The 23,915-nt window shown below is 69.7% G+C and carries 22 protein-coding genes; 15 read left to right on the top strand and 7 right to left on the bottom strand.

Annotation, left to right across the window (positions count from 1 at the left end; translation table 11 throughout):
• Positions 1-242: 242 nt before the first annotated feature.
• Together CRT23_RS29025 and CRT23_RS27660 are read right to left on the bottom strand one after the other, a co-directional pair.
• Complete coding sequence (locus CRT23_RS29025; protein ID WP_244477167.1) at positions 243-584, bottom strand: hypothetical protein; 342 nt, start codon at positions 582-584, stop codon at positions 243-245.
• A 226-nt stretch (positions 585-810) separates the two neighbouring features.
• Positions 811-3,870 (bottom strand): polysaccharide deacetylase family protein, encoded by a 3,060-nt coding sequence (locus CRT23_RS27660; protein WP_181017220.1) that lies wholly within the window; start codon positions 3,868-3,870, stop codon positions 811-813.
• A 648-nt stretch (positions 3,871-4,518) separates the two neighbouring features.
• Here CRT23_RS27660 and CRT23_RS00900 point away from each other — a divergent pair.
• The 5 genes from CRT23_RS00900 (at position 4,519) to CRT23_RS00885 (ending at position 6,876) form a co-directional block, all read left to right on the top strand.
• Complete coding sequence (locus CRT23_RS00900) at positions 4,519-4,731, top strand: hypothetical protein (RefSeq protein WP_244477166.1); 213 nt, start codon at positions 4,519-4,521, stop codon at positions 4,729-4,731.
• 18 nt (positions 4,732-4,749) lie between these two features.
• Positions 4,750-4,917 carry a hypothetical protein gene (locus tag CRT23_RS28310; RefSeq protein ID WP_181017219.1) on the top strand — a complete coding sequence of 56 codons (168 nt, stop codon included), beginning with the start codon at positions 4,750-4,752 and terminating at the stop codon, positions 4,915-4,917.
• Between the two features lie 397 nt (positions 4,918-5,314).
• Positions 5,315-5,578 (top strand): hypothetical protein, encoded by a 264-nt coding sequence (locus CRT23_RS00895; RefSeq protein WP_244477165.1) that lies wholly within the window; start codon positions 5,315-5,317, stop codon positions 5,576-5,578.
• 86 nt (positions 5,579-5,664) lie between these two features.
• On the top strand, positions 5,665-6,480 hold the full coding sequence (locus tag CRT23_RS00890; protein ID WP_055947045.1) for a transglutaminase family protein: 816 nt from the start codon (positions 5,665-5,667) through the stop codon (positions 6,478-6,480).
• 45 nt (positions 6,481-6,525) lie between these two features.
• Positions 6,526-6,876, top strand: a complete 351-nt coding sequence (locus CRT23_RS00885) for a hypothetical protein (RefSeq protein ID WP_055947043.1) — start codon at positions 6,526-6,528, stop codon at positions 6,874-6,876.
• A 107-nt stretch (positions 6,877-6,983) separates the two neighbouring features.
• On the opposite strand, the gene CRT23_RS00880 is transcribed toward CRT23_RS00885, so the two are convergent.
• Positions 6,984-9,377 carry a transketolase gene (locus CRT23_RS00880; RefSeq protein ID WP_103708230.1) on the bottom strand — a complete coding sequence of 798 codons (2,394 nt, stop codon included), beginning with the start codon at positions 9,375-9,377 and terminating at the stop codon, positions 6,984-6,986.
• Between the two features lie 105 nt (positions 9,378-9,482).
• Here CRT23_RS00880 and CRT23_RS00875 point away from each other — a divergent pair, with 105 nt between their 5' ends.
• From CRT23_RS00875 to CRT23_RS00835, 9 genes are all read left to right on the top strand, one after another.
• Positions 9,483-9,959, top strand: a complete 477-nt coding sequence (locus tag CRT23_RS00875) for an Lrp/AsnC family transcriptional regulator (protein WP_055947040.1) — start codon at positions 9,483-9,485, stop codon at positions 9,957-9,959.
• Between the two features lie 149 nt (positions 9,960-10,108).
• On the top strand, positions 10,109-11,326 hold the full coding sequence (locus CRT23_RS00870; RefSeq protein ID WP_082512792.1) for an ABC transporter substrate-binding protein: 1,218 nt from the start codon (positions 10,109-10,111) through the stop codon (positions 11,324-11,326).
• Positions 11,327-11,587: 261 nt separating this feature from the next.
• Positions 11,588-12,442: a branched-chain amino acid ABC transporter permease gene (locus CRT23_RS00865; protein WP_082512791.1), complete on the top strand. Its 855-nt coding sequence runs from the start codon at positions 11,588-11,590 to the stop codon at positions 12,440-12,442.
• 13 nt (positions 12,443-12,455) lie between these two features.
• On the top strand, positions 12,456-13,511 hold the full coding sequence (locus CRT23_RS00860) for a branched-chain amino acid ABC transporter permease (protein WP_103708229.1): 1,056 nt from the start codon (positions 12,456-12,458) through the stop codon (positions 13,509-13,511).
• On the top strand, positions 13,508-14,296 hold the full coding sequence (locus CRT23_RS00855; protein WP_103708228.1) for an ABC transporter ATP-binding protein: 789 nt from the start codon (positions 13,508-13,510) through the stop codon (positions 14,294-14,296). Before CRT23_RS00860 ends, CRT23_RS00855 begins: the two co-directional genes overlap by 4 nt.
• The gene (locus CRT23_RS00850; protein WP_103708227.1) at positions 14,293-15,006 is read left to right on the top strand and encodes an ABC transporter ATP-binding protein; all 714 of its coding nucleotides are present in this window, start codon (positions 14,293-14,295) and stop codon (positions 15,004-15,006) included. The genes CRT23_RS00855 and CRT23_RS00850 overlap by 4 nt, the downstream gene beginning before the upstream one ends.
• A 23-nt stretch (positions 15,007-15,029) precedes the next feature.
• Entirely contained in the window at positions 15,030-16,277 is a 1,248-nt protein-coding gene (locus CRT23_RS00845; RefSeq protein WP_103708226.1) for a M20 family metallo-hydrolase, read from the top strand.
• A gap of 29 nt (positions 16,278-16,306) precedes the next feature.
• A complete protein-coding gene (locus tag CRT23_RS00840) occupies positions 16,307-17,794 on the top strand; it encodes a M81 family metallopeptidase (RefSeq protein WP_103708225.1) in 1,488 nt (495 codons plus the stop codon).
• A 30-nt stretch (positions 17,795-17,824) separates the two neighbouring features.
• The gene (locus tag CRT23_RS00835; RefSeq protein WP_055947030.1) at positions 17,825-18,616 is read left to right on the top strand and encodes an FCD domain-containing protein; all 792 of its coding nucleotides are present in this window, start codon (positions 17,825-17,827) and stop codon (positions 18,614-18,616) included.
• A 54-nt stretch (positions 18,617-18,670) separates the two neighbouring features.
• Here the strand turns inward: CRT23_RS00835 and CRT23_RS00830 are convergent, their stop codons facing one another.
• The 4 genes from CRT23_RS00830 to CRT23_RS00815 all read right to left on the bottom strand — a co-directional run bounded on the left by CRT23_RS00830 (position 18,671) and on the right by CRT23_RS00815 (position 22,275).
• Complete coding sequence (locus CRT23_RS00830) at positions 18,671-20,326, bottom strand: pilus assembly protein (protein WP_244477164.1); 1,656 nt, start codon at positions 20,324-20,326, stop codon at positions 18,671-18,673.
• A gap of 24 nt (positions 20,327-20,350) precedes the next feature.
• A complete protein-coding gene (locus CRT23_RS00825; protein WP_103708224.1) occupies positions 20,351-21,028 on the bottom strand; it encodes a TadE/TadG family type IV pilus assembly protein in 678 nt (225 codons plus the stop codon).
• A gap of 1 nt (position 21,029) precedes the next feature.
• The gene (locus CRT23_RS00820) at positions 21,030-21,713 is read right to left on the bottom strand and encodes a TadE/TadG family type IV pilus assembly protein (RefSeq protein WP_245435889.1); all 684 of its coding nucleotides are present in this window, start codon (positions 21,711-21,713) and stop codon (positions 21,030-21,032) included.
• 334 nt (positions 21,714-22,047) lie between these two features.
• A complete protein-coding gene (locus tag CRT23_RS00815; protein ID WP_055947024.1) occupies positions 22,048-22,275 on the bottom strand; it encodes a hypothetical protein in 228 nt (75 codons plus the stop codon).
• A gap of 342 nt (positions 22,276-22,617) precedes the next feature.
• Here CRT23_RS00815 and chrA point away from each other — a divergent pair, with 342 nt between their 5' ends.
• Complete coding sequence (gene chrA / locus CRT23_RS00810) at positions 22,618-23,883, top strand: chromate efflux transporter (protein WP_245435887.1); 1,266 nt, start codon at positions 22,618-22,620, stop codon at positions 23,881-23,883.
• Positions 23,884-23,915: the final 32 nt, after the last annotated feature.

Raw genomic sequence — 23,915 nt, 5'->3', positions numbered from 1 at the left:
AAAATTGGATTTACATTGATACGGATTGTTAGATTTAGCGAGTCAATAACAGGAAGCGAAATATTTTTCGGTTAGAATTTTGGAAACCTATCGAACTTAAATCGAGAGAGTGCCAACGAATTCGGCAGTGGGTTTGTATGATGCTAGACAGACGAAGAGTTTATCGGCAGTCCTGCTCGCTCGACGGACGGATCTTCGTTCCAAAAGTCAGCAGTGCGATCGGTTGCGCCATCACGGACATCTCATCGCTCGGTGCTTTCCTGAAGCCCAACACGGGCCGGGCTGTCCCGGCGCATTTCGATCTGACGATCGGCGGGAGCAATCTGCCGCGCGCCTGCAGGATCGCCCGGCAGGAGGCCGATGGGTTCGGCGTCGAGTTTCTGGATCCCGTCCGGCAGGAGATCGAGGAGATCCTCGAAGAATACGCCTTCAAGGAAGAGCTGGTCTTCGAGGCGCTGAATGCCACGCTCGACAACGAGATCACGCAGACTCAGGTTCGCGTTCGGCAGACCGCCGCCGCCCTGCTGGGCTTGATCGAACGACGGAACGCGATCACGTGGCGATCGGGTGAGGTCATCGAACACCGGGCCTCGGGCGCCGACGCACCGATCGACGGGCGGCCCGGTGCTTCGGGGCGCGCGATCCCCTCCGACCGGACCGAGCTCTTCCTGGCCTGACCGTGTCGAGCAGGGCCGGCCGTATCGGTCGTTGAACGGCGCGGCGGCTCTCCGGCGGCGCCCCCCCCGCGCGGCATCGCCCGCGGTGCCGAGCGAAGCCCGTTCGCGAAGCCTCCGGGGCGCCCGCGCCCGATCAAACCACGATCGCGAAATCCTGGTACTGGAGCAGCGGGTTGTTGGAGAAGGTGGCGACCTGGATGGCGGCGGCACTGCCGATGCCGTCCGCATCCCAGCTCAGCGTGTGCGACCCCGAGTTGAAGACGAACTCCGCGTGCGCCTTGGTGGCGAGACCGCTGGCGCTCGTCTCGAACCAGTCGCTCGCGAGCGTGCCGACCGCGAGCCCGTAGTCGGAGGCGTGCACCTGGAGCTTGTCGCCCTGCGCCCGTGAGAAGTCGCGCACGAGATCGATGCCCTGCCCGGCCTTGTTGAAGAGGAAGGCGTCGGCGCCGAGCCCGCCCGTCAGGATATCGTTGCCGGCCTTGCCCTCCAGGAGATCGGCGCCGTCGCCGCCGGCGAGCGTGTTCGCCGCGCCGTTGCCGGTGAGGACGTTCGCCAGGGCATTGCCCGTTCCGTTGATGGCATTCGTCCCCGTCAGGACGAGTTTCTCGAGATTGGCCGCCAGCGTGTAGGTCACCGAGCTTTGAACGGTGTCGATCCCGGCATTCACGGCCTCGAAGATCCTGTCGCCGGTGTTGTCGACGATGTAGGTGTCGTTGCCGCTGAGGCCCTGCAGCGTGTCCGCTCCGCCCGCGCCATTGATCGTATCCGCGCCGTCCGTTCCGAAGATCCAGTCGCTCACCGTCGTTCCGACCGGCGCCGACGCCAGGACGACGGAGACGGTGTGCTGGCCCAACCCGTTCAGGGTCAGGTCCAGGCTGTTGCCGGACAGGCTCGCGCCATCCGCCCCGGTGACCTGCACCATCTGCCCGGCATGGGATTTCAGCTGGATGAGGTCGTGGCCCTCACCGACGACCGCGTAGCTGAGGTTGCTGCCGTCGCCGGTCACGCTGAGGAGGTCGGACCGGTCCGCGAGGGCGGTCAGGTGGGTGACGTCGTCCGGGGTCCCGTCGAGGGCGATCTTGAAGGTCCCGCCGGCCTTCGGCACGAAGACGCTGTTGCTGTCGTAGGCGTACCAGCCGGCGACGTTCTTGATCGTGTGGCCGGCGCCGACGTCGAGGGCGAACTTGCCGAGATCGCCGGCCGCGGTGGTCGCCGACGCGGTGAGGACGTTCGACGCCGCATCGAAGCTGTAGCTGACGTCGGATTTCTCCAGGGTCGCGGTGCGCTGCGCCAGATCGTTCAGGGTCACGAACTCCGAGCCCGCCTGCGCGGCCCGTGCGATGAAGTCCGTGAACATCTGCTGGGTGTAGCCGGCATCCGTCGTATCGGTCAGCCAATCCGTCGGACCGTAATCGTGCCAGGGCCAGACCACGACCGGCAGGTCGGAATGCGCCGTCAGCGTCGCCCACTCCTTGGCCCATGCCGCGGAGGCCTGCGCGGCGGTGAGGTGCTGATAGCCCACGAGGGTGAAGTCGAAGGAGGTATTGGGCGCGATGTAGACCGATTTCAGATCGGTGGCCGTCGGGCTGAGATAGCCGATCGCCCCGGGATACCCGGCCCCGATCAGGGAGGCGCCGCCGGAGATGTAGGGATAGTACTGCGCGATCTGCCGCGCGGTCGCGAGATTTTCTCCCGCCCCGGGAACGGCGGCGCCGATATTGGTCAGTCCGAGCTGCTGCTCGATGATCGCGCGGGATTGCTGGAACTCGGTCTGGAATTGGGCCGCGGTGAGGACGTTGGTGTCCTCGGGATGGGTCAGGGAATGCGAGCCGATCTCGTTCCCCATCGCCAGCATCGGGTTGTAATACGTCTTCGAGTAGGTCCAGTCCGTAGTCTCGCCCGCGGCCGGATTGTTGCCGACGTCGATGTAGTAGGAACCGACGAAGTTGTAGGCCTGCTTCCACTGCGTCAGGATCGGCAGGAGCTTGTCGTAGATGCCCGCTCCGGAGGCCGGTCGGACGTCGTCGGTGTACATGGCCTGATCCATGTCCACGCGGGCGGCCACGATCGCCTTGTTCCGGCTCATGTGGAGGCTGACATCCGGCCCCGTCGCCGGCGCCATGGTCCAATCCAGGGCGTGGCCCAGCATGTTGTTGTCGGCCAGCATGCCGTCCGTGGCGAAGTGGACGTTCTTGCCCCCGGTCTGCGTCGCCATCACGGCGATGTTGGACTGCCCGTTGACGATCTGATTGGCGAGCGTCGTTCCGAGCCCGTCCGTACTGGTGAAGTACGAGGTGCTGATGTTCGTGTACTGGTGGATCGACTCGCCGGCCGCGTACCCCGCCATGACCGGATTGGTCGTGGCCGCCGCCTTGACCTCGACGTTCGCGCCGTTGACCCCGTCGACGCGGCTGACATCCAGGAGCGCCTTCATGCGCGCGTAGGAATCGCCGGGGAGCGGAGCGTTCTTCTCGTCGTTCGTCATGAAGTCGCCGGCGGTGATGATGCCGACGTGGTAGTTCTTCTCCAGGCTCGTCAGGGTGTCGGTGATCGCGGCGGCCTTCGCGGCGGCGACGTTGCGGAACGAGGGAAAGATCAGCGTGTCGTAGTTCGACAGCTTCGTCAGATCGGTGAGATCCGATTCCGACAGGAGGTCGTAGGGCACGCCCGCGGCGGCGGCCTGGTTCTGCGCTGCCATGTAGAGCTGCGAATACGCCATCGGGCTGAAGTAGTTCGCCGCCGTCGATTCCGAGTAGACGATGCCGACCTTGTGCCCCGTATAGGTCCGGGCCGGCAGCGTGCTCGCATCCGAGACCGTGTAGGGGCCGGCCCCGTAATCGCCCGGCAGGAAAACGCTGTTGTTGACGTCGGCCAGGACGTTGAGGCTCTTCGGGGTTTCGATCTGCGCCGCCGAGACGCTGACCTCCAGGACCGTGTGATCGGCATTGTAGGCGAAGGTCAGCGGCGTCGCCGAGACGAGCGTCTGCCCGTCGCCCCCGCGATAGAGGTACGGCTTGCCGTCGGCGGCGATATTGATGTTGTAGTCGTAGCCGCCGTACAGGCCCCAGATGCTGTAGCCGGTGGTGGCGTTCTTGTCCGTGTTCAGCCAGAGCGTCGTGTACGTCCCGATCGACGTCCCCGTCGGCGCCTGGAGGGCGAAGGTCAGGACACCGCCCGACAGGTCGCCATACAAACTGTATCCGGCCGTTGTCGTGCCTGCGGGATTGAGCCGAGCCGACGATGTCCAATCGTTCAGGTTGCCATCAACCGTAGGCATGACAAAGAGTCCCCTCGCAAGAGTAGAAGGTCGGTCTGGCGCCGAGAGGGTAAATCCCTCAGGCTTTTACGCTCCGGACAGAGCGGCTCAACGATTTGATGACGTCATCCCGCAGCAATCGTGACGACGGCGACAACTGTCAGATTGTTAACGAAACCCTGATGTCACGAACCATACTCTGTGGATCGGATAAAGTAATTCCGCCAAGGGGATTACCTCTAGGGGCCAGGTCGGATACCTGACAATGGCTACGCCCGGCTCGGTTCAGGGTGGTCTCGGGCCGCGCCGGTGCCGCTCCGGGCGGGAGGGTCCGGAGAGGTCCCGGCCGTCGTCGGCACGGGGCCGACGTGGTCCGTGGCAGGGCCTTCATCCACGGCGCACGCCCCCTTTCCGAAGGCGAATCCTGACGCCGGGTCCCGGAGCACGGCGCCAGGCGGCGGGCGGGGCGTTCGAAGCCGGCCAGGGAGCGGGATGGCGCGCGAAAGCCCCGAACGCGTTCCGGAGCCTCTGGCGTCGGCGCGCGTTATGGTGAAGATCCCGTCACATCAGCGAGCTCCGATGCCCATGAACCGATTGGCCGAGACCGAGGCGGTTCTCACCCGCACGGATCAGGTGTGGCGCTCCGAGATGACGCGTCTCTACGGCTCGGACGGCGTTCTCCGCTTCGGCTACCGCCCCGAGGCGCAAGGTGCCGCCGACACACCCATGCGGCGGGCCTACGAGGCGCGCCGGCACGCCATCGCGCTGTGGCGGCACGAGCGCCGGGTGGACATCTAGCCCACCGGGCCGCTCCGGGTGATCGCCGTCCTGGGTCTCTGGGCCGCCTATTGGGCCGCGCTGTTCGCCCAGGTCGCCCATCTGCGATCCTTGGAGGACGGCGTGGGCGCCCTCGCCTTCTCCTGGGTATCCCGCACCCTGCTGGCCATCGGCACCGCGCTCTTTCTGCTGGCCAAGACCGGCTAATCGCTGGCCGAGACCGGATAAGGCTTGGCCAAACCCGGATCGCTTTCGGCCCGGACCGGGTCGGGCCCCGTGTCTCGGGTCGGCGTCTCGGAACCTTGCTTCGCGGCCCGGGAACCCGAGACCCGGACCACGCCGCCCCGCGCTCGGAGACGCATCGGTTTCCCGATACAGCCCTGCGGGCGGATCAGACTTTCCGGGGATCGAAAGGGTCGCTCCGTCCCGCTTCGACAAGTACAGAATCTAAGCGCGCAAGATCGGAGGGACGACACGTCGTTGCGGTGGATCGCGATTTTCGAACCGCGACGGCCCGAACTCTGCTAAGACCTGTCATTCGGCTCATGTGATGGGGACTCGTCCGGGTTCCTGCGGTGACCTCGTCCATCGAGAAAGACACCGCATGCCCTACGAGAAACCGATGATGGAGTTCTCGGACCTGACCGGACAGGCGACCCAGGACGGCATCACGGTCACGGTGAACGTCTACCGATTCGCCGGCTCCCAGGATCCCTGGATCCTGGAGGTCATCGATCCGGCGGGATGGTCGACCCTCTGGGACACCACCTTCGCCTGCGACGAGGACGCCCTCGACGCGTTCACGGAGGCCGTCGAGGCGGGCGGCGGCATGCGCGCGTTCCTGGAGCCGCCGCCGACCCTGCACTGAGGCGGCCCCCGCCCCCGGCCCTCGAAAACATCCCCTCTCGGCCCGGCGGCCCCATCCCGCGCGCGACGACAATTCCGGAGAGCCCCATGCGCATCCTCGTCGGCTGCGAGATGACCTACACCTTCCCCCAGCCCACCCCGGTCATCGCGACCCTCAACGTCCATGCCTCGCGGGTCTCGGACCTGGAGCGCCCGGACCACCTCGTCACGCACCCCGCGGTGCCGCTGGAGGGCTATCGCGACAGCTTCGGCAACTGGTGCCAGCGGATGACGGCCCCGGCCGGCACGTTCACGCTGAAGACCGAGACGATCGTGCGCGACGCGGGCCGCGGGGACCATCCGCACCCGACGGCGGCGGAGACGCCCATCGCAACGCTCCCGACCGACAGCCTCCTGTTCCTCCTGGGCAGCCGCTACTGCGAGACCGACCGCCTCTCGCAGATCGCCTGGGACCTGTTCGGCCACCTGCCGCCGGGCTGGAGCCGCGTCCAGGCGATCTGCGACTACGTCCACGACCGGATCACCTTCGGCTACGAGCATGCCCGCGCCACCCGGACCGCCTTCGAGGTGTTCGAGGAGCAGCGCGGCGTCTGTCGCGACTACGCGCACCTCGCCATCGCCTTCTGCCGCTGCCTCAACATCCCGACGCGCTACTGCAACGGCTACGTCAGCGACATCGGCCTGCCGCTCCCGCACGCGCCGGGCGACTTCGCGGCCTGGATGGAGGTTTTCCTCGATGGCCGCTGGCACACCTTCGATCCGCGCAACAACGCGTCGCGGATCGGCCGCATCCTGATCGCCTACGGCCGGGATGCGGCCGACGTGCCGCTCACGCTGACTTTCGGGCCCAACACCCTGACCCGATTCGTGGTGACGACCGAGGAAGCCCCGGCCGTCGCCTGACCGGCGCTGCCAAGCGCCCCTGCCTCCAACCGAAAGCCGACATCTATGACTTCCACCGCCATGCTTGCCGAGAACGTCTCCATCGCGGATCTCGCGGGCCGGAACGCCGACCGCCTCGAATACCTGAGGGGCGTCTACCGCAACATGGTCCCCGACCAGGCCCGCAATCCGAGCCTGCGGGTTCGGATCAGCCGTCTCGGATCGGGCGTTCAGCCGGCCTACCGGATCGAGCGCGACGATACCGACGGCCAGACCGTCGTGATGGGGTTCTACCAGGGCGACAAGCACAAGCCGCTCCCCAAGCGGCTGCACGATTGCGACGGGCCGAGCTGGAGCAGCGAGACCATGAGCTACGTCGAGCTGCGCGCCCTGCACAACGGCGCGATCGGGGTCTGATCCGGCCTCCCCTGCGGGTCTGATCCGGCCTCCCCTGCGGGGTCGGATCGGCGATCCGGGCTCCGCGGGCGACACATTCCGGGACGCGGTCTCGCGGCCGCGCTGAGTCAGGCAAGGCGCAGGTGGCGGATCCCCCGGCCGGGGGCGATCGCCTGGGCCGCCGTGGCGATGCCGCGCGCGTCGATGCCAAAGTGACGGTAGAGGTCGGCGATCGTGCCGGTCTGACCGAACTGCGCGACACCCAGCGCGCGGGTGCGATGCCCGTGCACCGATCCGAGCCAGCCGAGGGTGGCCGGATGGCCGTCGAGGACGGTGACGAGGCCGCACTGGGCGGGCACGTCGGCGAGCAGGCGCTCGACATGGCTCGACGCCTCCGGACGGCCCTGCTCGCGCAGGCCCTGCGCCGCCGTCCAGCCGGCCTGCAGCCGATCCGCCGAGGTGACCGCGAGGAGGCCGACGTCGCGCCGGTCCTCGGCCATCAGCCCGATGGCGGCGATCGCCTCGGGCGCGACGGCCCCCTGGTAGGCGACCACCACCTCGGCGTTCGGACCGGGCCGCCGCAGCCAGTAGGCGCCCGCGACCATGTCGGCGGCCAGCGCCGGGCCGATCGCCCGCACCGGCTGCTCCAGGCTGCGGGTCGAGAGCCGGAAATAGCCGGAGCCGCCCGCCGCATCGGCCAGGCAGGTCACCGGGTCCGGTTCGGCGGGGCCGCTGCCCTGCAGGTGCGCGAAGGCGAAGCGCAGCAGCACCGCGAGCTCGTCGACGAAGGCCGGCTCGAAGGCGGCGAGCCCGTCCTGGCCCAGGCCGATCAGCGGCGTCTTGATCGACTGGTGCGCCCCGCCCTCCGGCGCCAGGGTGACGCCCGCCGGCGTCGCCACCAGGAGGAAGCGCGCATCCTGGTAGCAGGCGTAGTTCAGGGCATCGAGGCCGCGCTCGATGAAGGGATCGTAGAGCGTGCCCACCGGCAGCAGGCGCTCGCCGAAGATCGCATGCGACAGGCCGAGGGCCGCGAGCGCGGTGAAGAGGTTCGACTCGGCGATGCCGAGCTCGAGGTGCTGGCCGGAGGGCGCGAAGGTCCAGTTGAAGGTCGAGGGAATCCGCTCCTTGCGGAAGACGTCGGCCATCGCCTCCTTGGCGAAGAGGCCGCGCCGGTTCACCCAGGCGCCGAGGTTGGTGGAGACGGTGACGTCGGGCGAGGTGGTGACGATCCGATCGGCGAAGGCCGAGTCGGACTTGGCGATCTCGTGCATCAGCAGCCCGAACCCGGCCTGCGTCGAGAGCGTGGCCTGGGTCGGGGCCGCGAAGCGCTCGGGGACCGGGATCGCCGGCGCCGTGTAGCGGCGGCGCCCGCGCTGCACGAAGGGCACTTCGGCGAGGAAGCGGCGCATCGCGTCGGGGGCGACCTCGAGCCCCTCGAAGGGCTCCCACTCGTGACCCGGGCGGATCGCCATCTCGGCCCGGAAGGCCTCGACCTGGGTCGGCGTCAGCAGGCCCGCATGGTTGTCCTTGTGGCCGGCGAGCGGCAGGCCGTGGCCCTTGATCGTGTAGGCGATGAAGCAGACCGGGCGGTCGTGGGCGCGGGCCGCCTCGAAGGCCTCCAGCAGCATCGGCAGGTCGTGGCCGCCGAGATTGCCCATCAGGGCGGCGAGCTCCGCATCGGAGCGCCGGTCGATCAGGGCGGAGACGTCGCCCTGGTCGCCGAGTTCCTCCGTCAGGCGCCGGCGCCAGGCCGCGCCGCCCTGGAAGGCCAGCGCCGAGTAGGTCTGGTTCGGGCAGGCCTCGATCCAGGCCTTGAGGCGCGCCCCGCCCGGTTCCGCGAAGGCGGCGCGCTGGAGCGTACCGTGCCGCAGCACGACCACGTCCCAGCCGAAGTTGCGGAACATCGCCTCGAACTTCGCCCACAGCCCCTCGCGCACCACCGCGTCGAGGCTCTGGCGGTTGTAGTCGACGATCCACCAGGTGTTGCGCAGGCCGTGCTTCCAGCCCTCCAGCAGGGCCTCGAAGATGTTGCCCTCGTCCATCTCGGCGTCGCCGATGAGCGCCACCATCTTGCCCTCGGGCCGGTCGCCGCCCCAGCCCTTCGCCCGCACGTAGTCCTGGGTCAGCGACGCGAACAGCGTCTGCGCCACGCCGAGCCCGACCGAGCCCGTGGAGAAATCGACGTCGTCGGTGTCCTTGGTCCGCGAGGGATAGGACTGGGCGCCGCCGAAGGCGCGGAAGGCCGCCAGCTTCTCGCGGGTCTGGTGGCCGAACAGGTATTGCAGCGCGTGGAAGATCGGGCTCGCATGGGGCTTCACCGCGACCCGGTCCTCGGGGCGCAGCACCGCGCCGTAGAGCGTCGTCATGATCGCGCAGAGAGAGGCCGACGAGGCCTGGTGCCCGCCCACCTTCAGCCCGTCGGCCGACGGGCGCAGGTGGTTGGCGTTGTGGATGGTCCAGGTCGAGAGCCAGAGGCTCTTCCGGGCCAGGGCGGCGAGGTAGGGCAGTCGCGGATCGCTCATGACATGATCCTAGACGCGCCGGACCAGCAAAACTGGCCAAACGACCTTGTGGTGCCGCAAGTCCTTGGCTCAGATGCGCTGTCGGATGCCTCGCGAGATCATTTCGTGCCAAAACCTGTTCTCGACGCCATCGATCGCCGGATCCTCGCCGCGCTGCAGGAGGATGCCCGCCTGACGGTGCAGCAGATCGGCGACCGGGTCGGCCTCTCCGCCTCGCCCTGCGCCCGGCGGGTGCGCCTGCTGGAGGCGGCGGGGGTGATCAAGGGCTACGTCGCCGTCGTCGACCAGGTCGCGGTCGGCCTGCCGGTCAGCGTCTTCGCCTCGGTGAAGCTCGAGCGCCAGCGGGAGGAGGAACTCGACCGCTTCGCCGTGGCCGTCACCCGCTGGCCCGAGGTGGTCGACTGCTACCTGATGACGGGGCAGCGGGATTACCTGCTCCGGATCGTGGTCGAAGACCTCGAAGCCTATGAGCGCTTCCTCAAGGACAAGCTCACCCGCCTCGACGGCGTCGCCTCGATCGAATCGAGCTTCGCCCTCGGCCAAGTGAAGCGCGCCAATGCCCTGCCGATCCTGCAGCGATAACGGGCATCGGCTGCCTGAATTCCCGGCTTACGGCCAGCAATTGCGCAAGTGCAGTGCAACATCGACGAGCGCTTGACGGAACGAACACGCGCATATTCTATGCGTATAGTTTGGATAGTTCGCCCGGTGCGAGCGCGAGGAGCGGTGCCATGCGTGATCGTCGTGCATTTCTGAAAACCTCGCTGACGGCGGCCGCCCTGGGGGCCTCCGGTCTCCCGCTGTCCGGCATCCTGCGCGGTGCCCGTGCGGCGGACGGGCCCCTCGTCATCGGCGCCCCGCTGCCGATCTCCGGCGCCTTCGCGGCCAACGGCAAGTATGCGTCGCTCGGCGCCGCCTTCGCGGCGCAGGAGGCCGGCAAGATCCTCGGCCGCACCGTCACGGTCGCGGACATCGACACCGAGGGCAAGCCGGCACCGGCCGCCCGCAAGGTGCAGGAGGCGATGGCGCAGGGCACGCGGCTCTTCGCCGGCGGCATCCTCTCCTCCGAGGCCCTGGTGATGGGCAAGGAGGCGGCGAAATCCGACGGCGTCTTCATCACCACGGCGGGGGCGGACGAGATCACCGGCTCGGACTGCAACCGCGGCACCTTCCGCTGGACGGTGCCGACCTTCGGCGCCATCGCGCAGACGGTCCGTCCCCTCATCGCGCAGATGCCCAACGCCAAGCGCTGGTACACGATCACTCCGCAATACGTGTTCGGCGAGGGCCTCCTCAGTGCCGCCAAGGCGGTCTTCCAGGAAAAGGGCATCGAGCATGTCGGCAACAGCTACCACTCGCTGGCCGAGAAGGAGTTCAGCGGCTACCTGACCAACGCGATCGCGGCCAAGCCCGACGTACTGCTGCTCCTCAACTTCGGCTCGCAATCCTCGGATGCGCTGCGCCAGGCGGTGAGCTTCGGCCTCAAGAAGCGCATGACCATCGTGCTCGCCTGGGCCTCAGGCCTGGAGCAGTTCGAGGCCCTGGGCGCCGACCTCTGCGAGGGCGTCTACTTCGGCGCGCAGTACTGGCACGGCATCGACTCGCCCCTGAACAAGGCGCTGGTGACCAAGGTCCGCGAGACCGCCAAGATGACGCCGAACTACTCCTTCGCCGGCTCGTACCAGATCACCAAGCTGCTCCTCGACGCCGCCGCCAAGGCCGGCCGTGCGGACGGCCCCGCCGTGATCAAGGCGCTCGAAGGGATGCGCTATTCCGGCCTGACCGGCGAGGAGGAGATCCGCGCCGCCGACCACCAGGTCATCAAGGATTACTACCTGCTCAAGGGCAAGGCGAAGTCCGCCATGAAGGACAAGGACGACTTCGCCGAGGTGATCCAGTCCGGCAAGTCGTTCCTCTCGCCCGAGGCCGCCGGCTGCAAGATGACGTGACGAAGGTGGCGTGAGGGCGAAGCGGCGCCGAGGTTCCACGCGGGATCGGTCGTCGCTCGCGCGCTGCGTCGTTCCGGGGCGCCGCGGGCGAGCCCGGGATCCAGAGCCGAGCAAGGCGCCCCCCTGTCTTCCGGAGTCCGGGTTCCGCGTCGCGGCCCCGGAATCACGGGTCGCGCTCGGATCGGCGTGGCCCGCCAGCCGAGGTTCGACGCCAGCCGAGGTTTAACGTGATCCAAGGTTTGACCTGATCCTGGAGACCCCGTGACCTACCTGTTCCAGATCCTGAACGGCCTCGGACTCGGGATGCTCTACTTCCTGCTGGCAGTGGGCCTGAGCATCATCTTCGGGCTGCTGCAGTTCGTGAACTTCGCCCACGGGGCGTTCTACCTGCTGGGGGCCTACCTCGCCTACGAGGGCGTCGAGCGGGGCCTGAGCTTCTGGGTGGCGATGCCGCTGGCCGCCCTCGTCGTCGCGGGGCTGGCCGCCCTGACCGAGCGGCTGCTCCTGCGCCGGGTCTACAAGCTGCCCCACACCTTCCACATCCTCGTCACCGTCGGCCTCGCCCTGGTGGTGCAGGAGCTCGTCATCATCATCTGGGGGCCCATCGGCGGGAACGTCGCTCCGCCGGAGGCGCTGAGCGGCGTGATGATCCTCGGGGATTTCGTCTACCCGGAGTACCGGCTCTTCGTGATCGGCTTCACGGCGATCCTGGCGGCCGGCCTGTGGTGGCTCCTCGACCGGACGCGGCTCGGCGCCATCGTGCGGGCCGGGTCGGAATCGCCCGCCAACATGGCGCTCCTCGGCTACGATACCCTGCGCATCAACACCGCCGTCTTCGCCCTCGGCGCCGGGCTGGCGGGGCTGGCCGGGGCGCTGGCCGCCCCCATCCGCGGCGTCGAGCCCTTCATGGGCGTCGAGGCCCTGGGCATCGCCTTCGTGGTGGTGGTGATCGGCGGAATGGGCAGCTACGCCGGGGCGCTCGCCGCCGGCATCCTCGTCGGCATCGCCCAGAGCCTGATGGCCACCCTGTGGCCGGAGGGGGCGCGCCTCGTCATCTATCTCGGCATGGCCGGCATCATCATGGCGATGCCGCGCGGCCTGTTCGGCCGGGCCTGAGGAGGCGCTCGCGATGATTCCCCTGCTCGACAGGCCCCTGGTGCAGTTCGGCCTCGCGCTGGCCGCCGTGCTGATCCTGCCCCTCGTGATGCGCTCCGGCACGCTGGCCAGCGAGATCCTGATCTACGGGCTGGCGGTCGCCGCCTGCAATCTGCTGCTGGGCTATACCGGCCTGCTCTCCTTCGGCCAGGGCATCTTCTTCGGCCTCGGCAGCTACGTCGCCGGGCTCGGCCTCGTCCGGGCCGGCCTGCCCGCCCCCGTCATGCTGCTGCTGTCGCTGGCCCTGGGGGCGCTGGTGGCGGCCGCCGTGGGCTGGGTCTCGATCCGGCGCCAGGGCGTCTACTTCGTGATGCTGACCCTGGCCTTCTCGCAGATGTTCTACTTCCTGGCCTACACCTTCAGCGGCCTCACGGGCGGCGACAACGGCCTGCTCGACATCCCGCGCCCGCGCCTCGCCGGCACGGTCCTGTCCGATCCCTGGACCTACTACGCCTTCGTGGCCGTGCTCTTCCTCGGGCTCTTCGCCGCCCTGCAGCGGGTCGCGCTCTCGACCTTCGGGCGCACCCTGCTCGCCATCCGCGACAACGAGGGCCGGGCCGGGGCGATCGGCTATCCGGTTCGGGCCTTCAAGGTCGCGGCCTTCGCGATCTCCGGGGCGGTGACGGCCTTCGCGGGCGCGCTCCACGCCATGCTGATCGGCGTCGCACCCCTCTCGAACATCGACTACCACACCAGCGAGACCCTGCTGATCATGACGATCGTCGGCGGCAGCGCGAACCTGTTCGCCTCGCTCCTCGGGGCCGGCGCCTACCTGCTCGCCGCCGATGCCCTCTCGGCGATCTGGCCGCGCTGGCTCCTCCTCCTGGGGCTCCTCCTCATCGTCATCACGCTGTTCCTGCAGCGCGGCCTCTGGGGCCTGATCGAGCACGCCGTCGCCCTCGTGACGCGGGCGCCGCCCCCCGACGACCCGGCGCCGGACCGGCCCGTGGTGACCGATCCCGCGGTCGCTCCCGTGGCGGAGGCTCTCCCCGCGTCCGACGCCGGCCGGGCACCGGAGGTCGCCCGATGAGCGCGCCGATCCTCGCCACCGACGCCCTGGGCGTCCGCTACGGCAGCTTCGTCGCCCTCCAGGACGTGACCCTGCGCATCGCCGAGAACAGCGTCCACTCGATCATCGGCCCGAACGGCGCCGGCAAGACGACCCTGTTCCACGCGCTGACCGGCCGGATCGCGCCCTCGGCCGGGCGCATCGCCCTGGCGGGCCGGGACATCACCCGCACGGCCGACCACGAGCGCGTGCGCCTCGGCCTCGCCCGCTCGTTTCAGGTCACCAGCCTCTTCCCGACGCTCAGCGTCCGCGAAAACCTGCGGCTGGCCGCGCAGGGCAAGACGCCCTGGCAGGCCCTCGCCCCCTGGCGCCGGGCCGAGGCCAACCGGCCGGCGCTGGCCATGGCCGAGACGATGCTGGAGCGCCTCGACCTCACCCGGGTGGCCCTGCGCGCCGCCGGCGCGCTCTCGCACGGCCAGCAGCGGCGCCTGGAGGTCGGGATGGCGATGGCGGCGGCGCCGAAGATCATCCTCCTCGACGAGCCGACCTCCGGCATGGGCATCGACGACATCGCCGCCATGACGGCGCTGATCCGCGATCTCGGCCGCGACCACACCGTCCTGTTCATCGAGCACAACATGGGCATCGTCATGAACATCTCCGACACCGTGACGGTGATGCGCGCCGGCCGCGTGCTGGTGGAGGGTCCGCCGGCCCGGGTCCGCGACGACCCGGAGGTGCGGCGGGCCTATCTCGGCAACATGATCACGGGCGACCTCACGCCGGCCCGGGCGCACGTCTCGTGAGCGGCCCCGTCGCCCTCAGCCTGGACGGGGTCCAGGGCTTCTACGGCAAGAGCCACATCCTCCAGGGCGTCAGCCTGGAGGTGCGCGACGGCGAGATCGTCTGCCTCCTCGGGCGCAACGGCGCCGGCAAGACCTCGACGCTCAAGGCGATCAGCGGCCTCCTGCCCCCCCGCGGCGGCCGGGTGCACTTCCACGGTACCGACGTGGCGAGCTGGCCCGCCCACCGCATCGCCCGGGCCGGCCTCACCCTCGTGCCGGAGGACCGGGGCATCTTCAGCCTGCTCAGCGTCGCGGAGAACCTCGCCATCGCCGTGCGCAAGGGTTCGCCCTGGGGCCTGCGGGACATCTACGCGATGTTCCCGCGCCTGGAGGAACGCCGCCGCAACGGGGGCGCGCAGCTCTCGGGCGGCGAGCAGCAGATGCTCTCGATCGCCCGCGCCCTCCTCTCCGGGCCGAAGCTCCTCATGCTCGACGAGCCGGTGGAAGGCCTCGCCCCCGTCATCGTCGAGGAGATCGTCGCCCAGATCCGGGCCATCCGCGACGCCGGGGTCCCGATCCTGCTGGTGGAGCAGAACCTGGCGGTCTGCACGAGCCTGGCCGACCGCCACTACATCCTCGAACTCGGCCGCGTCGCCTACGCGGCCGGCAATGCCGACTTCGTCGCCGACGAGGCGGCGCGCGACCGCTTCCTCGGCGTGAAGGCGGCGTGAGCAGAAGGGACTCCGGGACACCCATGTCGAACCTCACCATCAACGCCGAGCGCCTCTGGGACACCCTGACGGAGACCGCCGCCATCGGCGCCACCCCCGACGGCGGCATCGCCCGCCTGACCCTGAGCGACGAGGACCGCCGGGTGCGCGACTGGCTGCGGACCCAGGTCGAGGTCCTGGGCTGCACCCTGACGGTGGACGCGGTGGGCAACATGTTCGCCCTGCGCCCCGGCCGGAACCCCGACCTGAAGCCCATCGCCCTGGGCAGCCACCTCGACACCCAGCCCACCGGCGGCAAGTTCGACGGGGTGCTGGGCGTGCTGGCCGGGCTCGAGGTGCTGCGCACCCTGGACGGGGCCGGCTACGTCACCGAGGCGCCGCTGCTGCTGGTGAACTGGACCAACGAGGAGGGCGCGCGCTTCGCCCCCGCCATGCTGGGCTCCGGCGTCTATGCGGGCATCTATGCCGGCGACTGGGCCGAGGCCCGCCAGGACAGCGCCGGCACCCGCTTCGGCGCGGCCCTCGACGCCATCGGCTACCGTGGCGCCGCGCCCGCGGGCTCCGTGCCGTTCGGCGCGATGTTCGAGCTGCACATCGAGCAGGGCCCGATCCTGGAGGCGCAGGGGGCCACCATCGGCGTGGTGCAGGGCGTGCAGGGCATGCGCTGGTACGAGGTCACCCTGGAGGGCCGGTCCGCCCATACGGGCTCGACCCCGATGCCGATGCGGCGCAACGCCCTCCTGGGCGCCGCCCGTCTGGTGGAGGCGGTGGACGCCGTCGCCCAGGCGCATGCCCCCGACGCGGTGGGCACCGTCGGCCACCTCACGGTGACGCCGAACTCCAACAACGTCATTCCGGGCCACGTCTTCCTCACCGTGGACCTGCGCCACCCGCAGGACGCGGTGCTCGACGCCATGGAGGCGACCCTGGAGGCGGCCCTGGCCCGCATCGCCGACGCGGTCGGCCTCGAGACCCGCCTGCAGGTCATCGCCCGGACGGCCCCGGTCGCCTTCGACCCCGACTGCATCGCCTGCGTCCGGCGCGCGGCGGAGAAGGGCGGCCACGCCACCCGCGACATGGTCTCGGGCGCCGGCCACGACGCCGCTCACGTCGCCGGGCTGGTGCCCACCACCATGGTGTTCGTGCCGAGCGCCGGCGGCCTCAGCCACAACCCGGCCGAATCCACCGCCCCGTCCGAGTGCGCCGCCGGCGCGCAGGTCCTGCTCGACGCGGTGCTCGACTACGACGCCCGTCACGCCCCCGTGGCCTGATTCCCGATGTCCAGGAAGGCGCGACCCTGATGCGTATCGTCACCGCCCGGGTGAACCACGAGACCAACACCTTCTCGCCGCTGGCGACGCCGCTGGCGGCGTTCAACCCGCTCTGGGGCGACGCCGCCCTGGCGGCGGGGCGCGACAGCACCACGGCGCTGGGCGCCTTCATCCGCTTCGGGGAGGCGCGGGGCGCCACCGTCGTGGTGCCGGTCTCGGCCCATGCCAACCCGAGCGGGCCGGTGGCGGACGCGGCCTTCGCGGCGCTCGCCGCGGCGATCCTCGACGCGGTCCGCCCCGGCTGCGACGCCATCCTGCTCGACCTGCACGGGGCGATGGTGACGGAGAGCCACGACGACGGCGAGGGCGAGCTCCTGGCCCGGATCCGCGCCCTGGCGCCCGGCGTGCCGCTCGGCGTCGCCCTCGACCTCCACGGCAACATCACCGGCCGCATGGTGGACAACTGCGACGCGATCGCCGGCTTCAAGACCTATCCGCACGTGGACATGGCCGAGACGGGCGCCCGCGTCGCCGGCATCGTCGGGCGGATGCTCGACGGGGGCCTGGCCCCGTGCCGGGCCTGGGTGCACCCGCCGATGCTCGCCCACACCCTGCGCATGGACACCCGCGTGCCCGGCCCGATGCAGGCGGCCGTCGCCGCCGCCCGGGCGGCGGAGGCCCGTCCCGGCGTCCTCGCCGCCACGATCTTCGGCGGCTTCTCCCTGGCCGACCTGTCCGAGGCCGGCGTCTCCGTCACGGTCACGGCGGAGACGCAAGCTGCCGCCGACGCGGCGGCCCGCGACCTCGCGGCCGGGCTCTGGAACGCCCGGGAGGACTTCGTCTACGCGGAGGCGCCGCTGGCGGACTCCATCGCGGCGGCGCAGGCGGCGCTGGCCGGCCCCGGGGAGGGCCCGGTGCTCCTCCTCGACCACGGCGACAACTGCATGTCGGGCGGCACCTGCGACGTGATGGACGTCCTCGCCGCCGCCCTGGCGGCCGGGATGGACGGCATCCTCGCCGGCCCGATCTGCGATCCGGAGGCCGTGGCGGCCCTGCACGCCGCGGGCGTCGGCGCACCGGTGGCATGCGGCCTCGGCAACCGCGTGCCCCTGCCGGGCTTCCCGCGCCAGGCCCCCCTCCCCGTCAGCGGGACGGTGGCGGCCCTGGGCGACGGGCAATACGTCATCACCGGACCGACCTATACGGGCCAGAGCTGCCACATGGGCCGGGCGGCCGTGCTCGACACGGGTGCGGCCCGCATCCTCGTCACGGAGGAGCCGCACGAGCCCTGGGACCTCGGCGTGTTCACGGGCTCGGGCCTCGACCCGGCCGCGGCCCGGGTGCTGATCCTGAAGTCGCGGATGTATTGCCGGCCGGTCTTCGAGCCCATCGCCCGGGCGGTGGTGGAATGCGCGAGCCGGGGCGTCACCAGCTCCGATTACGGGCTGTTCCCGTTCGCCAAGCTCGCCCGTCCGATCTTCCCCCTCGACGCCGACGCGGCCTGGCCGCCCCGATGAGCCGGGTCCCGCGATGAGCCGGATCCCGCGATGACCACGCCCGAGGCGGACGGCCCGCCCGCGCCCCTGCGGCGGATCAAGCTGTCGGACCAGATCGCGGAGGATCTCTGCAACCGGATCGCCCGCGAACGCCTGGCCCCCGGCGACCGCCTGCCGAACGAGCGCGCCCTGATGCAGCATTACGGCTGCGCCAAGGGCACGATCCGCGAGGCCCTGAAGGCCCTGGAGGTCCAGGGTCTGGTGACGATGCAGTCCGGCCCCAACGGCGGCCCCGAGATCCGGCCCATCTCGGTGGACGCCGCCGCCCAGCAGCTGCGCCGCTTCCTGCACTTCCAGGAGCTCGATTTCGCCCAGGTCTACGCCCTGCGCCGCAGCCTGGAGGTGACGCTCGGCGTCAGCGTGGTCGGCCGCCTCGGCGCGGCGGAGTTCCGCCGCTTGGAGGAGAACATGGCCGCCTGCGAGGCCGCCAATGCCGGCGACCAGCGCGGGGTCGGCCGGGTGGTCGAGGTCGATTTCCACGACATCCTGTGCGACGCCAGCGACAACCCGCTCCTCGCCTTCATGTGCCGGTTCCTCAACAGCCTGCTGCGCGACCTCGTGGAGTTCCGCAGCGACAGCCTCACCGAGCACGAGGCCTTCGGCGCCCACAACCTCGCCAGCCACCGCGCTCTCGTGGCCGCCTACCGCGCCGAGGATGCCGAGGCCGTCCGGCGCGAGATGCACGACCACATGTGCTGCGCCGAGCACTTCATGCAGCGCCTCGACGCCAAGTTCCGCAAGGACCTGCTGAGCCGCCGGGGCGCGAACGGCGCGGGCCTGTGAGAGTACAGAGCTGGGACGAAGGCTCCCCGTCCGTGAGGCCCGGGCGGCCTGTCCTCACTGGGTCAGGCGCAGCGTTCCGATGCTCTTCCCGATCTGGTCGAAGGCCGCGATCAGGGCGTCCGAGGTGTTGGCGATGAAGGCCTGGCTCTGCGAACTCGCGCAGCCGTTCAGCAGGCTCAGGCCCTGGCTGTCGATCGGATCCCCCGAGGTGCTGAAGCCGATCGTGTAGAGCTGGATGCCGGCCGTCTTGGCATTGGTGCAGGCCGTCTGGGTCAGGGCGTCCAGGGCGTTGCGCGCCTGGGTCGTGCTCGTGAGATTCTGATAGCTGGGCGGCAGGCGCCCGTTCGGCGTCGAGCCGTCCGCGTTCTTGAAATACCCCATCGAGAAGAAGAACGTCTGGTTGTAGTTCGCGTACGGGTTGTCGCTCCAGCTGTTCGCCCCGTCCGTCATCAGGATGATGATCTTGTTGACGCTCGCCGAGGCGTAGGAGCCGCCGTCGCCGAAGACGCTGTTGGGCGACACCGTGCGCCATCCCCACATCAGGCCTTCGAGGATGTTGGTCGCGCCCTGCGGCTTCAGGCTCGAGACCAGGGACTTGAGGATCGTGACATCGTTGGTCAGCCGCTGCAGGGGCTGACTGGTGCAGCCGAAATTGGGGCCGTTCGGCAACGCGAGGTAGGAACTGTCGGTGGGTGCCGCCCCCTGGGGATTGACGTACTTGCACGCCCGCGACTCGGTCGCGGCGAAGCTCAGGCTGCTGTCCGCCTTGCAGGAATTCGATCCCGTCGCGTCGTTCAGGTAGCTGTTGAACGTGTAGTTCCCCGCATACGTCGTGTAGGACGTCGTCCCCTGGCCCGGCTCATCGGGGGCGAACATCGGGACGTAGAGGGAATCGGCGCTCGCCCCCGGTTGCCCATCCTGGACGTTCAGCGGGTAGGGCAGGGTTTCCAGGCAGCCGCCCCAGCCCCAGCTGGACGAGACGGTCTTGAGGGAATCGAAGATCCCGAACCGGCTGGTGAACCCGGCCGCCGTGGCGCCGCTCACGTTGGTCCAGTGATAGGAGGATTTGCCGAGCTTATCGATCCAGGTCGCATTCCGGTACGTGACCGGATTGACCGCGACGGACGCCGCGAAGGGAACGATCGAGATCCGCGTATCCGACGTGAAGGCGGGGTTGTTGTGGACGTAGTCGATGAAGTTGTTCGCCGCCTGCTGGGCGGCCTGCATCTTCGTCATGCTGCCGCCGCTCGAACTCATCGAGCCGGTGGTGTCCAGCACGAGGGCGATCTCGAACGTCTTCGGAAGCGGCGTCGCGCATTGCGCGGAGGCGATGGGGTTCAGGTCCAGCGTCTTGGTGAGCTGGCCGAACAGGGCCGGCGAGCTCATATGGGTCGCCAGGACGATCTTGCGCGGGTTCGTCGTCACGCTGATGGGGTCGACCGTCAAGCCGGCGGCTCCCATGTAGCCGGCCATCATGACCTGCGCCTGGGTCTGCATCTGCGCCGTGGTCGTCGTGCTCGGGGTCTGGCACAGGCTCAGAGCCGTCGCGTCGGTGGCCGCCTGGAGCTTGGCCTGCATCCGCGTGGCGGTCCCGTAATCCAGGGCGGCCCCCGCGAAGGCGAGCAGGGGCAGGCTCGCGAGCGCGAAGATCACCGCGACGTTCCCGCGACGATCGACGAGGAAGCGTTGGATCCATCCAGGACGACGCACGATCATCTCCTCAGCCCGTCGCATTCAGGTCACCGGGGCGGGGCATGGCGATCCCTTGGGCAGGAGCACCTCGCTGTAGGGGTTCGCCCCGTAGGGCTGGCCGCCGCGGGTCGGCCAGGGCGTGTTGACGGTCAGGGTGATCCGACCGTTGGTCCCGCCGAGCTGGTTCACCAGGGCGCTGCCCAGCATCGGCGCGTAGGGCATCGTCACCTCCGCGAGGATGTAGCGGGTGCCGGTGACCTGGAATCCCTGCGGAACGCTCAGGTCGGAGGCGGGCCCGGTGGCGCGCGCCTGGGCGTTGTCCGTGGCGGCGCTCGAACAGACGACGGGCCTCAGGGAAAAGCCCTTCAGGTCGACCCCCAGCGCGCTCACCACGATCTTGACGTTCGTGGTGTCGAAGGGGCGGAGAATGAGCTTCGCCGACCGCAGGATGTCGGCCATCGCCGCATCCGTCATCGGGTTCTGCTTGTCACCCTGCGACGTGAGATCCGCGACGGCGCGCGACAGGAGGGTCACCTTGCGCCAGTTGTCGACCCCATTCGACAATTCGATGATGCCGACCAGCAGCAGGAGCATGATCGGGAAGATCAGCGCGAACTCCACCGCCGAGACGCCGCCGGTCGCGCGCCCGAACGAACGGACACGGATCCGGATGGCTTGGACGACCCGGGCGGGTGACGCGAAGGAGCCTGGCGAACCCATCTCAGGTGTTGCAGCCGGTGGTTGACGTCGTCTGGTAGGGCTCCGTCCGGAACACGGCCGTCGACTGCATCAGCTGGGATCCATCGGCGAAGGTATTCGCGCTCAGCTTCAGGAAGGAGAAGAACACCGGAAACTTGGCCGCCGCGGAAACGATGACGATTGAGCCCGGCTGCGGACAGTTGAACTGCGTCCCGGCCGTGCGGGACCAGCCGCCCGCGCTCGAGTCGAACGGGCTCGGCACGCTGCCGTTGCCGTAGGAGGCGCTGAGCGTGACGTCGAGCTTGATCGACTGGCAGTCGAAGGCCGGCATCAGCGCTCCGGAATTGCAGAGATTGTCCCGCAGACGTCCCAGGAGAATGGCCGGGTCCCGCTGCCCGCTATTGGCCACCTGAAACGATCCGGTCAGAATCGATCGGCTCGCCTTCTGAACGGCATAGTCGAGGTTCTGCGCTGCCCAGACCTGGAACGATATCTGTATGATCGCCGCAAGCATCGTGAAAAACGGAATTGCGACCAGCCCGAATTCGACCGCCGTCGCGCCGCGACTGTCCGAGCGGAATCGATCGACCAGTCTGAAGGGACGGGAAGTCCGAAGGCCGAGGGCTTTCCTTGTCGTCTCAGGCTGGCGGACTTGCCCTGTACGATTCAAAACCATCTTTTGAGAGATTTTCTGATCGAACCGCATCGGGACAATTTTCTGTGATACGAACTCTATAGCCTAGGCGTTGCATACGGTCCGCTTTTGAAAGCTTACGCGCTACCGGCATACGGGCCAGCAATTCACAATGTATGAATCCGTTTTTCGAAATTCTGCTTTCGTGTGTCTTCGCTCTCATCCGAAGGGGGCACTGGCCCGCCGGCAGCCGATCCGCCCACGATCGTTCTGAGACTGCGCCGCACGCCGCGTCCCGGGCGTCCGGGGCGAGGCGGGCCATGGCATCGAGGCCCCCATGGCATCGCGCGGGTCTTGGAAGCGCACAGGTTTGAGAATCGCGCGGGCCTCGCGAGCGAAGCGCCGCTCAGTCCTGGGGCGCCAGCGCGTCGCGCCAGGCATCCCGCTCCCGCCGGAGCTGGCCGAGGGCCTCCCGGAGAACCGTGAAGCGCGCCTTCGCCGCCGCGATGTCGTGGCGCTCTTCGAGGGCCTCCATGACGCGCGTGGCCTGCTCCCTGACCGCCGCCTCCGCGGCGAGAATGCGGGCGTCGAACGCCCGGAGCGTCTCGATCCAGTTCTGTCCTGGCGCTGTCATCCGAGGCCCTTCTTCGTTGTGCCGGGAACGGGCTCGGCCTCGATTCGTCTTCATCACACACCGGGTGGGGGGTCCGCCCCGGACGCGCCGGTTTCGCTGGCGCGCCCGCGACGTCCCGCGCCGCGTCAACCGCGGCTCCGCTCCGGCGTTCCGGCCCTCCGCCGGGGACGTCGGGCCCGCATCGGCGCACCGGCGGCGCATCCCGGCCGAGACGCCGCGCCCGAGCCCTCGCCGAACCGCGGCCCGCAAGCCGTGTCCGCGATGGCCTCCGGCCTCCGATCCGGTGCATGTAGGGCTCGCAGCACGGCGTCCGCTCGGCGGACCGCCAACCAGGAGCGACGGGTGAATCCACAGGCTCAGTCCCCGACATCGGCCATCCGGCCCGGCCCGACCGCCGGCCGGACCGCCGAGGTGTTCGGGGTGTTCCTCAAGCTCGGCCTGACCTCCTTCGGCGGTCCGATCGCGCATCTCGGCTACTTCCGGGACGAGCTGGTGCACCGCCGGCGCTGGATCGACGAGGCGGGCTACGCCGACCTCGTCGCCCTGTGCCAGTTCCTGCCCGGACCGGCTTCCAGCCAGGCCGGCTTCTCCCTCGGGCTGCTGCGGGCCGGCGGACTCCTCGGCGGGCTCGCCGCCTGGACGGCCTTCACGCTGCCCTCCGCGCTCGTCCTCCTCGCCTTCGCCCTTGGGGCCGGCGCCCTGACGGGCCCCTGGGCGGAGGCCGTGCTGCACGGCCTCAAGCTGGTGGCCGTGGCGGTGGTGGCCCAGGCCGTCTGGGGCATGGCCCGCGCGCTCACCCCCGACCGGCCCCGCGCCGGGATCGCCGTCGCGGCGCTGATGGGGGTCGTCTTCTTGCCCGGCGCCGTCGGACAGGTGCTGGTGATCGCCTTCGGGGCCGCGGCCGGGCTGCTCCTGTGCCGGGATGCGCCCGCCGCCACCGGCGGCCGCCTCGCGGTGCCGGTCTCGCGCCGGGCCGGCGCGGTGGCGCTGATCCTGTTCGCGGGGCTGCTCGTGGGGCCGACCCTCCTGGCTCCGGCCCTGCCCGCACCGAGCGGCGGCGCGGGTCCGGCGGGCCAGGGGCTCGCCCTGTTCGATGCCTTCTACCGCGCGGGTGCCCTGGTGTTCGGCGGCGGCCACGTCGTGCTGCCGCTGCTGCAGGCGGAGGTGGTCGGCCCCGGCTGGATCGATCCGGCCCGGTTCCTCGCCGGCTACGGCGCCGCCCAGGCCGTGCCGGGACCGCTCTTCACCGTGGCCGCCTATCTCGGCGCGGCGGTCGGCCCGGTGCCGAACGGCCTGCCCGGGGCGGCCATCGCCCTGGTGGCGATCTTCCTGCCGGGCCTGCTCCTGGTCTACGGCGCCCTGCCCTACTGGGACGGCCTGCGCGCCCGCCCCCGCGCCCAGGCGGCGATGCGCGGCACCAACGCCGCCGTGGTCGGCATCCTGGGTGCCGCCCTCTACGATCCCGTCTGGGTCAGCGCGGTGGGCGATGCCCGCGACTTCGCCCTCGCGGTCCTGGCCTTCGTGCTGCTCACCGCGGGGCGGGCGCCTCCCTGGATCGTCGTCCTCCTCACCGCGGCCGGCGGGCTCGTGCTGGCCCAGCTCCGCTGACCTTCACTCCGCTGACCCTCACTCCGCTGACC

This window comes from Methylobacterium sp. V23, assembly GCF_002917135.1.
Classification (GTDB): domain Bacteria; phylum Pseudomonadota; class Alphaproteobacteria; order Rhizobiales; family Beijerinckiaceae; genus Methylobacterium.
Note: the sequence above shows the minus strand (reverse complement) of the source record. Positions and strands in the feature narration are given on the sequence as shown.

Bases quoted from the DNA above. Each gene is read 5' to 3' on its own strand.
- CRT23_RS00890 (WP_055947045.1), top strand. From the start codon at position 5,665: ATGCGCATCCTCGTCGGCTGCGAGATGACCTACACCTTCCCCCAGCCC.
- CRT23_RS00825 (WP_103708224.1), bottom strand. From the start codon at position 21,028: ATGGGTTCGCCAGGCTCCTTCGCGTCACCCGCCCGGGTCGTCCAAGCC.
- CRT23_RS00860 (WP_103708229.1), top strand. From the start codon at position 12,456: ATGATTCCCCTGCTCGACAGGCCCCTGGTGCAGTTCGGCCTCGCGCTG.
- CRT23_RS00900 (WP_244477166.1), top strand. From the start codon at position 4,519: ATGAACCGATTGGCCGAGACCGAGGCGGTTCTCACCCGCACGGATCAG.
- CRT23_RS00855 (WP_103708228.1), top strand. From the start codon at position 13,508: ATGAGCGCGCCGATCCTCGCCACCGACGCCCTGGGCGTCCGCTACGGC.
- CRT23_RS00820 (WP_245435889.1), bottom strand. From the start codon at position 21,713: ATGCGGTTCGATCAGAAAATCTCTCAAAAGATGGTTTTGAATCGTACA.
- CRT23_RS00870 (WP_082512792.1), top strand. From the start codon at position 10,109: ATGCGTGATCGTCGTGCATTTCTGAAAACCTCGCTGACGGCGGCCGCC.
- CRT23_RS00835 (WP_055947030.1), top strand. From the start codon at position 17,825: ATGACCACGCCCGAGGCGGACGGCCCGCCCGCGCCCCTGCGGCGGATC.
- CRT23_RS00840 (WP_103708225.1), top strand. From the start codon at position 16,307: ATGCGTATCGTCACCGCCCGGGTGAACCACGAGACCAACACCTTCTCG.
- CRT23_RS00885 (WP_055947043.1), top strand. From the start codon at position 6,526: ATGACTTCCACCGCCATGCTTGCCGAGAACGTCTCCATCGCGGATCTC.
- CRT23_RS00845 (WP_103708226.1), top strand. From the start codon at position 15,030: ATGTCGAACCTCACCATCAACGCCGAGCGCCTCTGGGACACCCTGACG.
- CRT23_RS00880 (WP_103708230.1), bottom strand. From the start codon at position 9,377: ATGAGCGATCCGCGACTGCCCTACCTCGCCGCCCTGGCCCGGAAGAGC.
- CRT23_RS00815 (WP_055947024.1), bottom strand. From the start codon at position 22,275: ATGACAGCGCCAGGACAGAACTGGATCGAGACGCTCCGGGCGTTCGAC.
- CRT23_RS00895 (WP_244477165.1), top strand. From the start codon at position 5,315: ATGCCCTACGAGAAACCGATGATGGAGTTCTCGGACCTGACCGGACAG.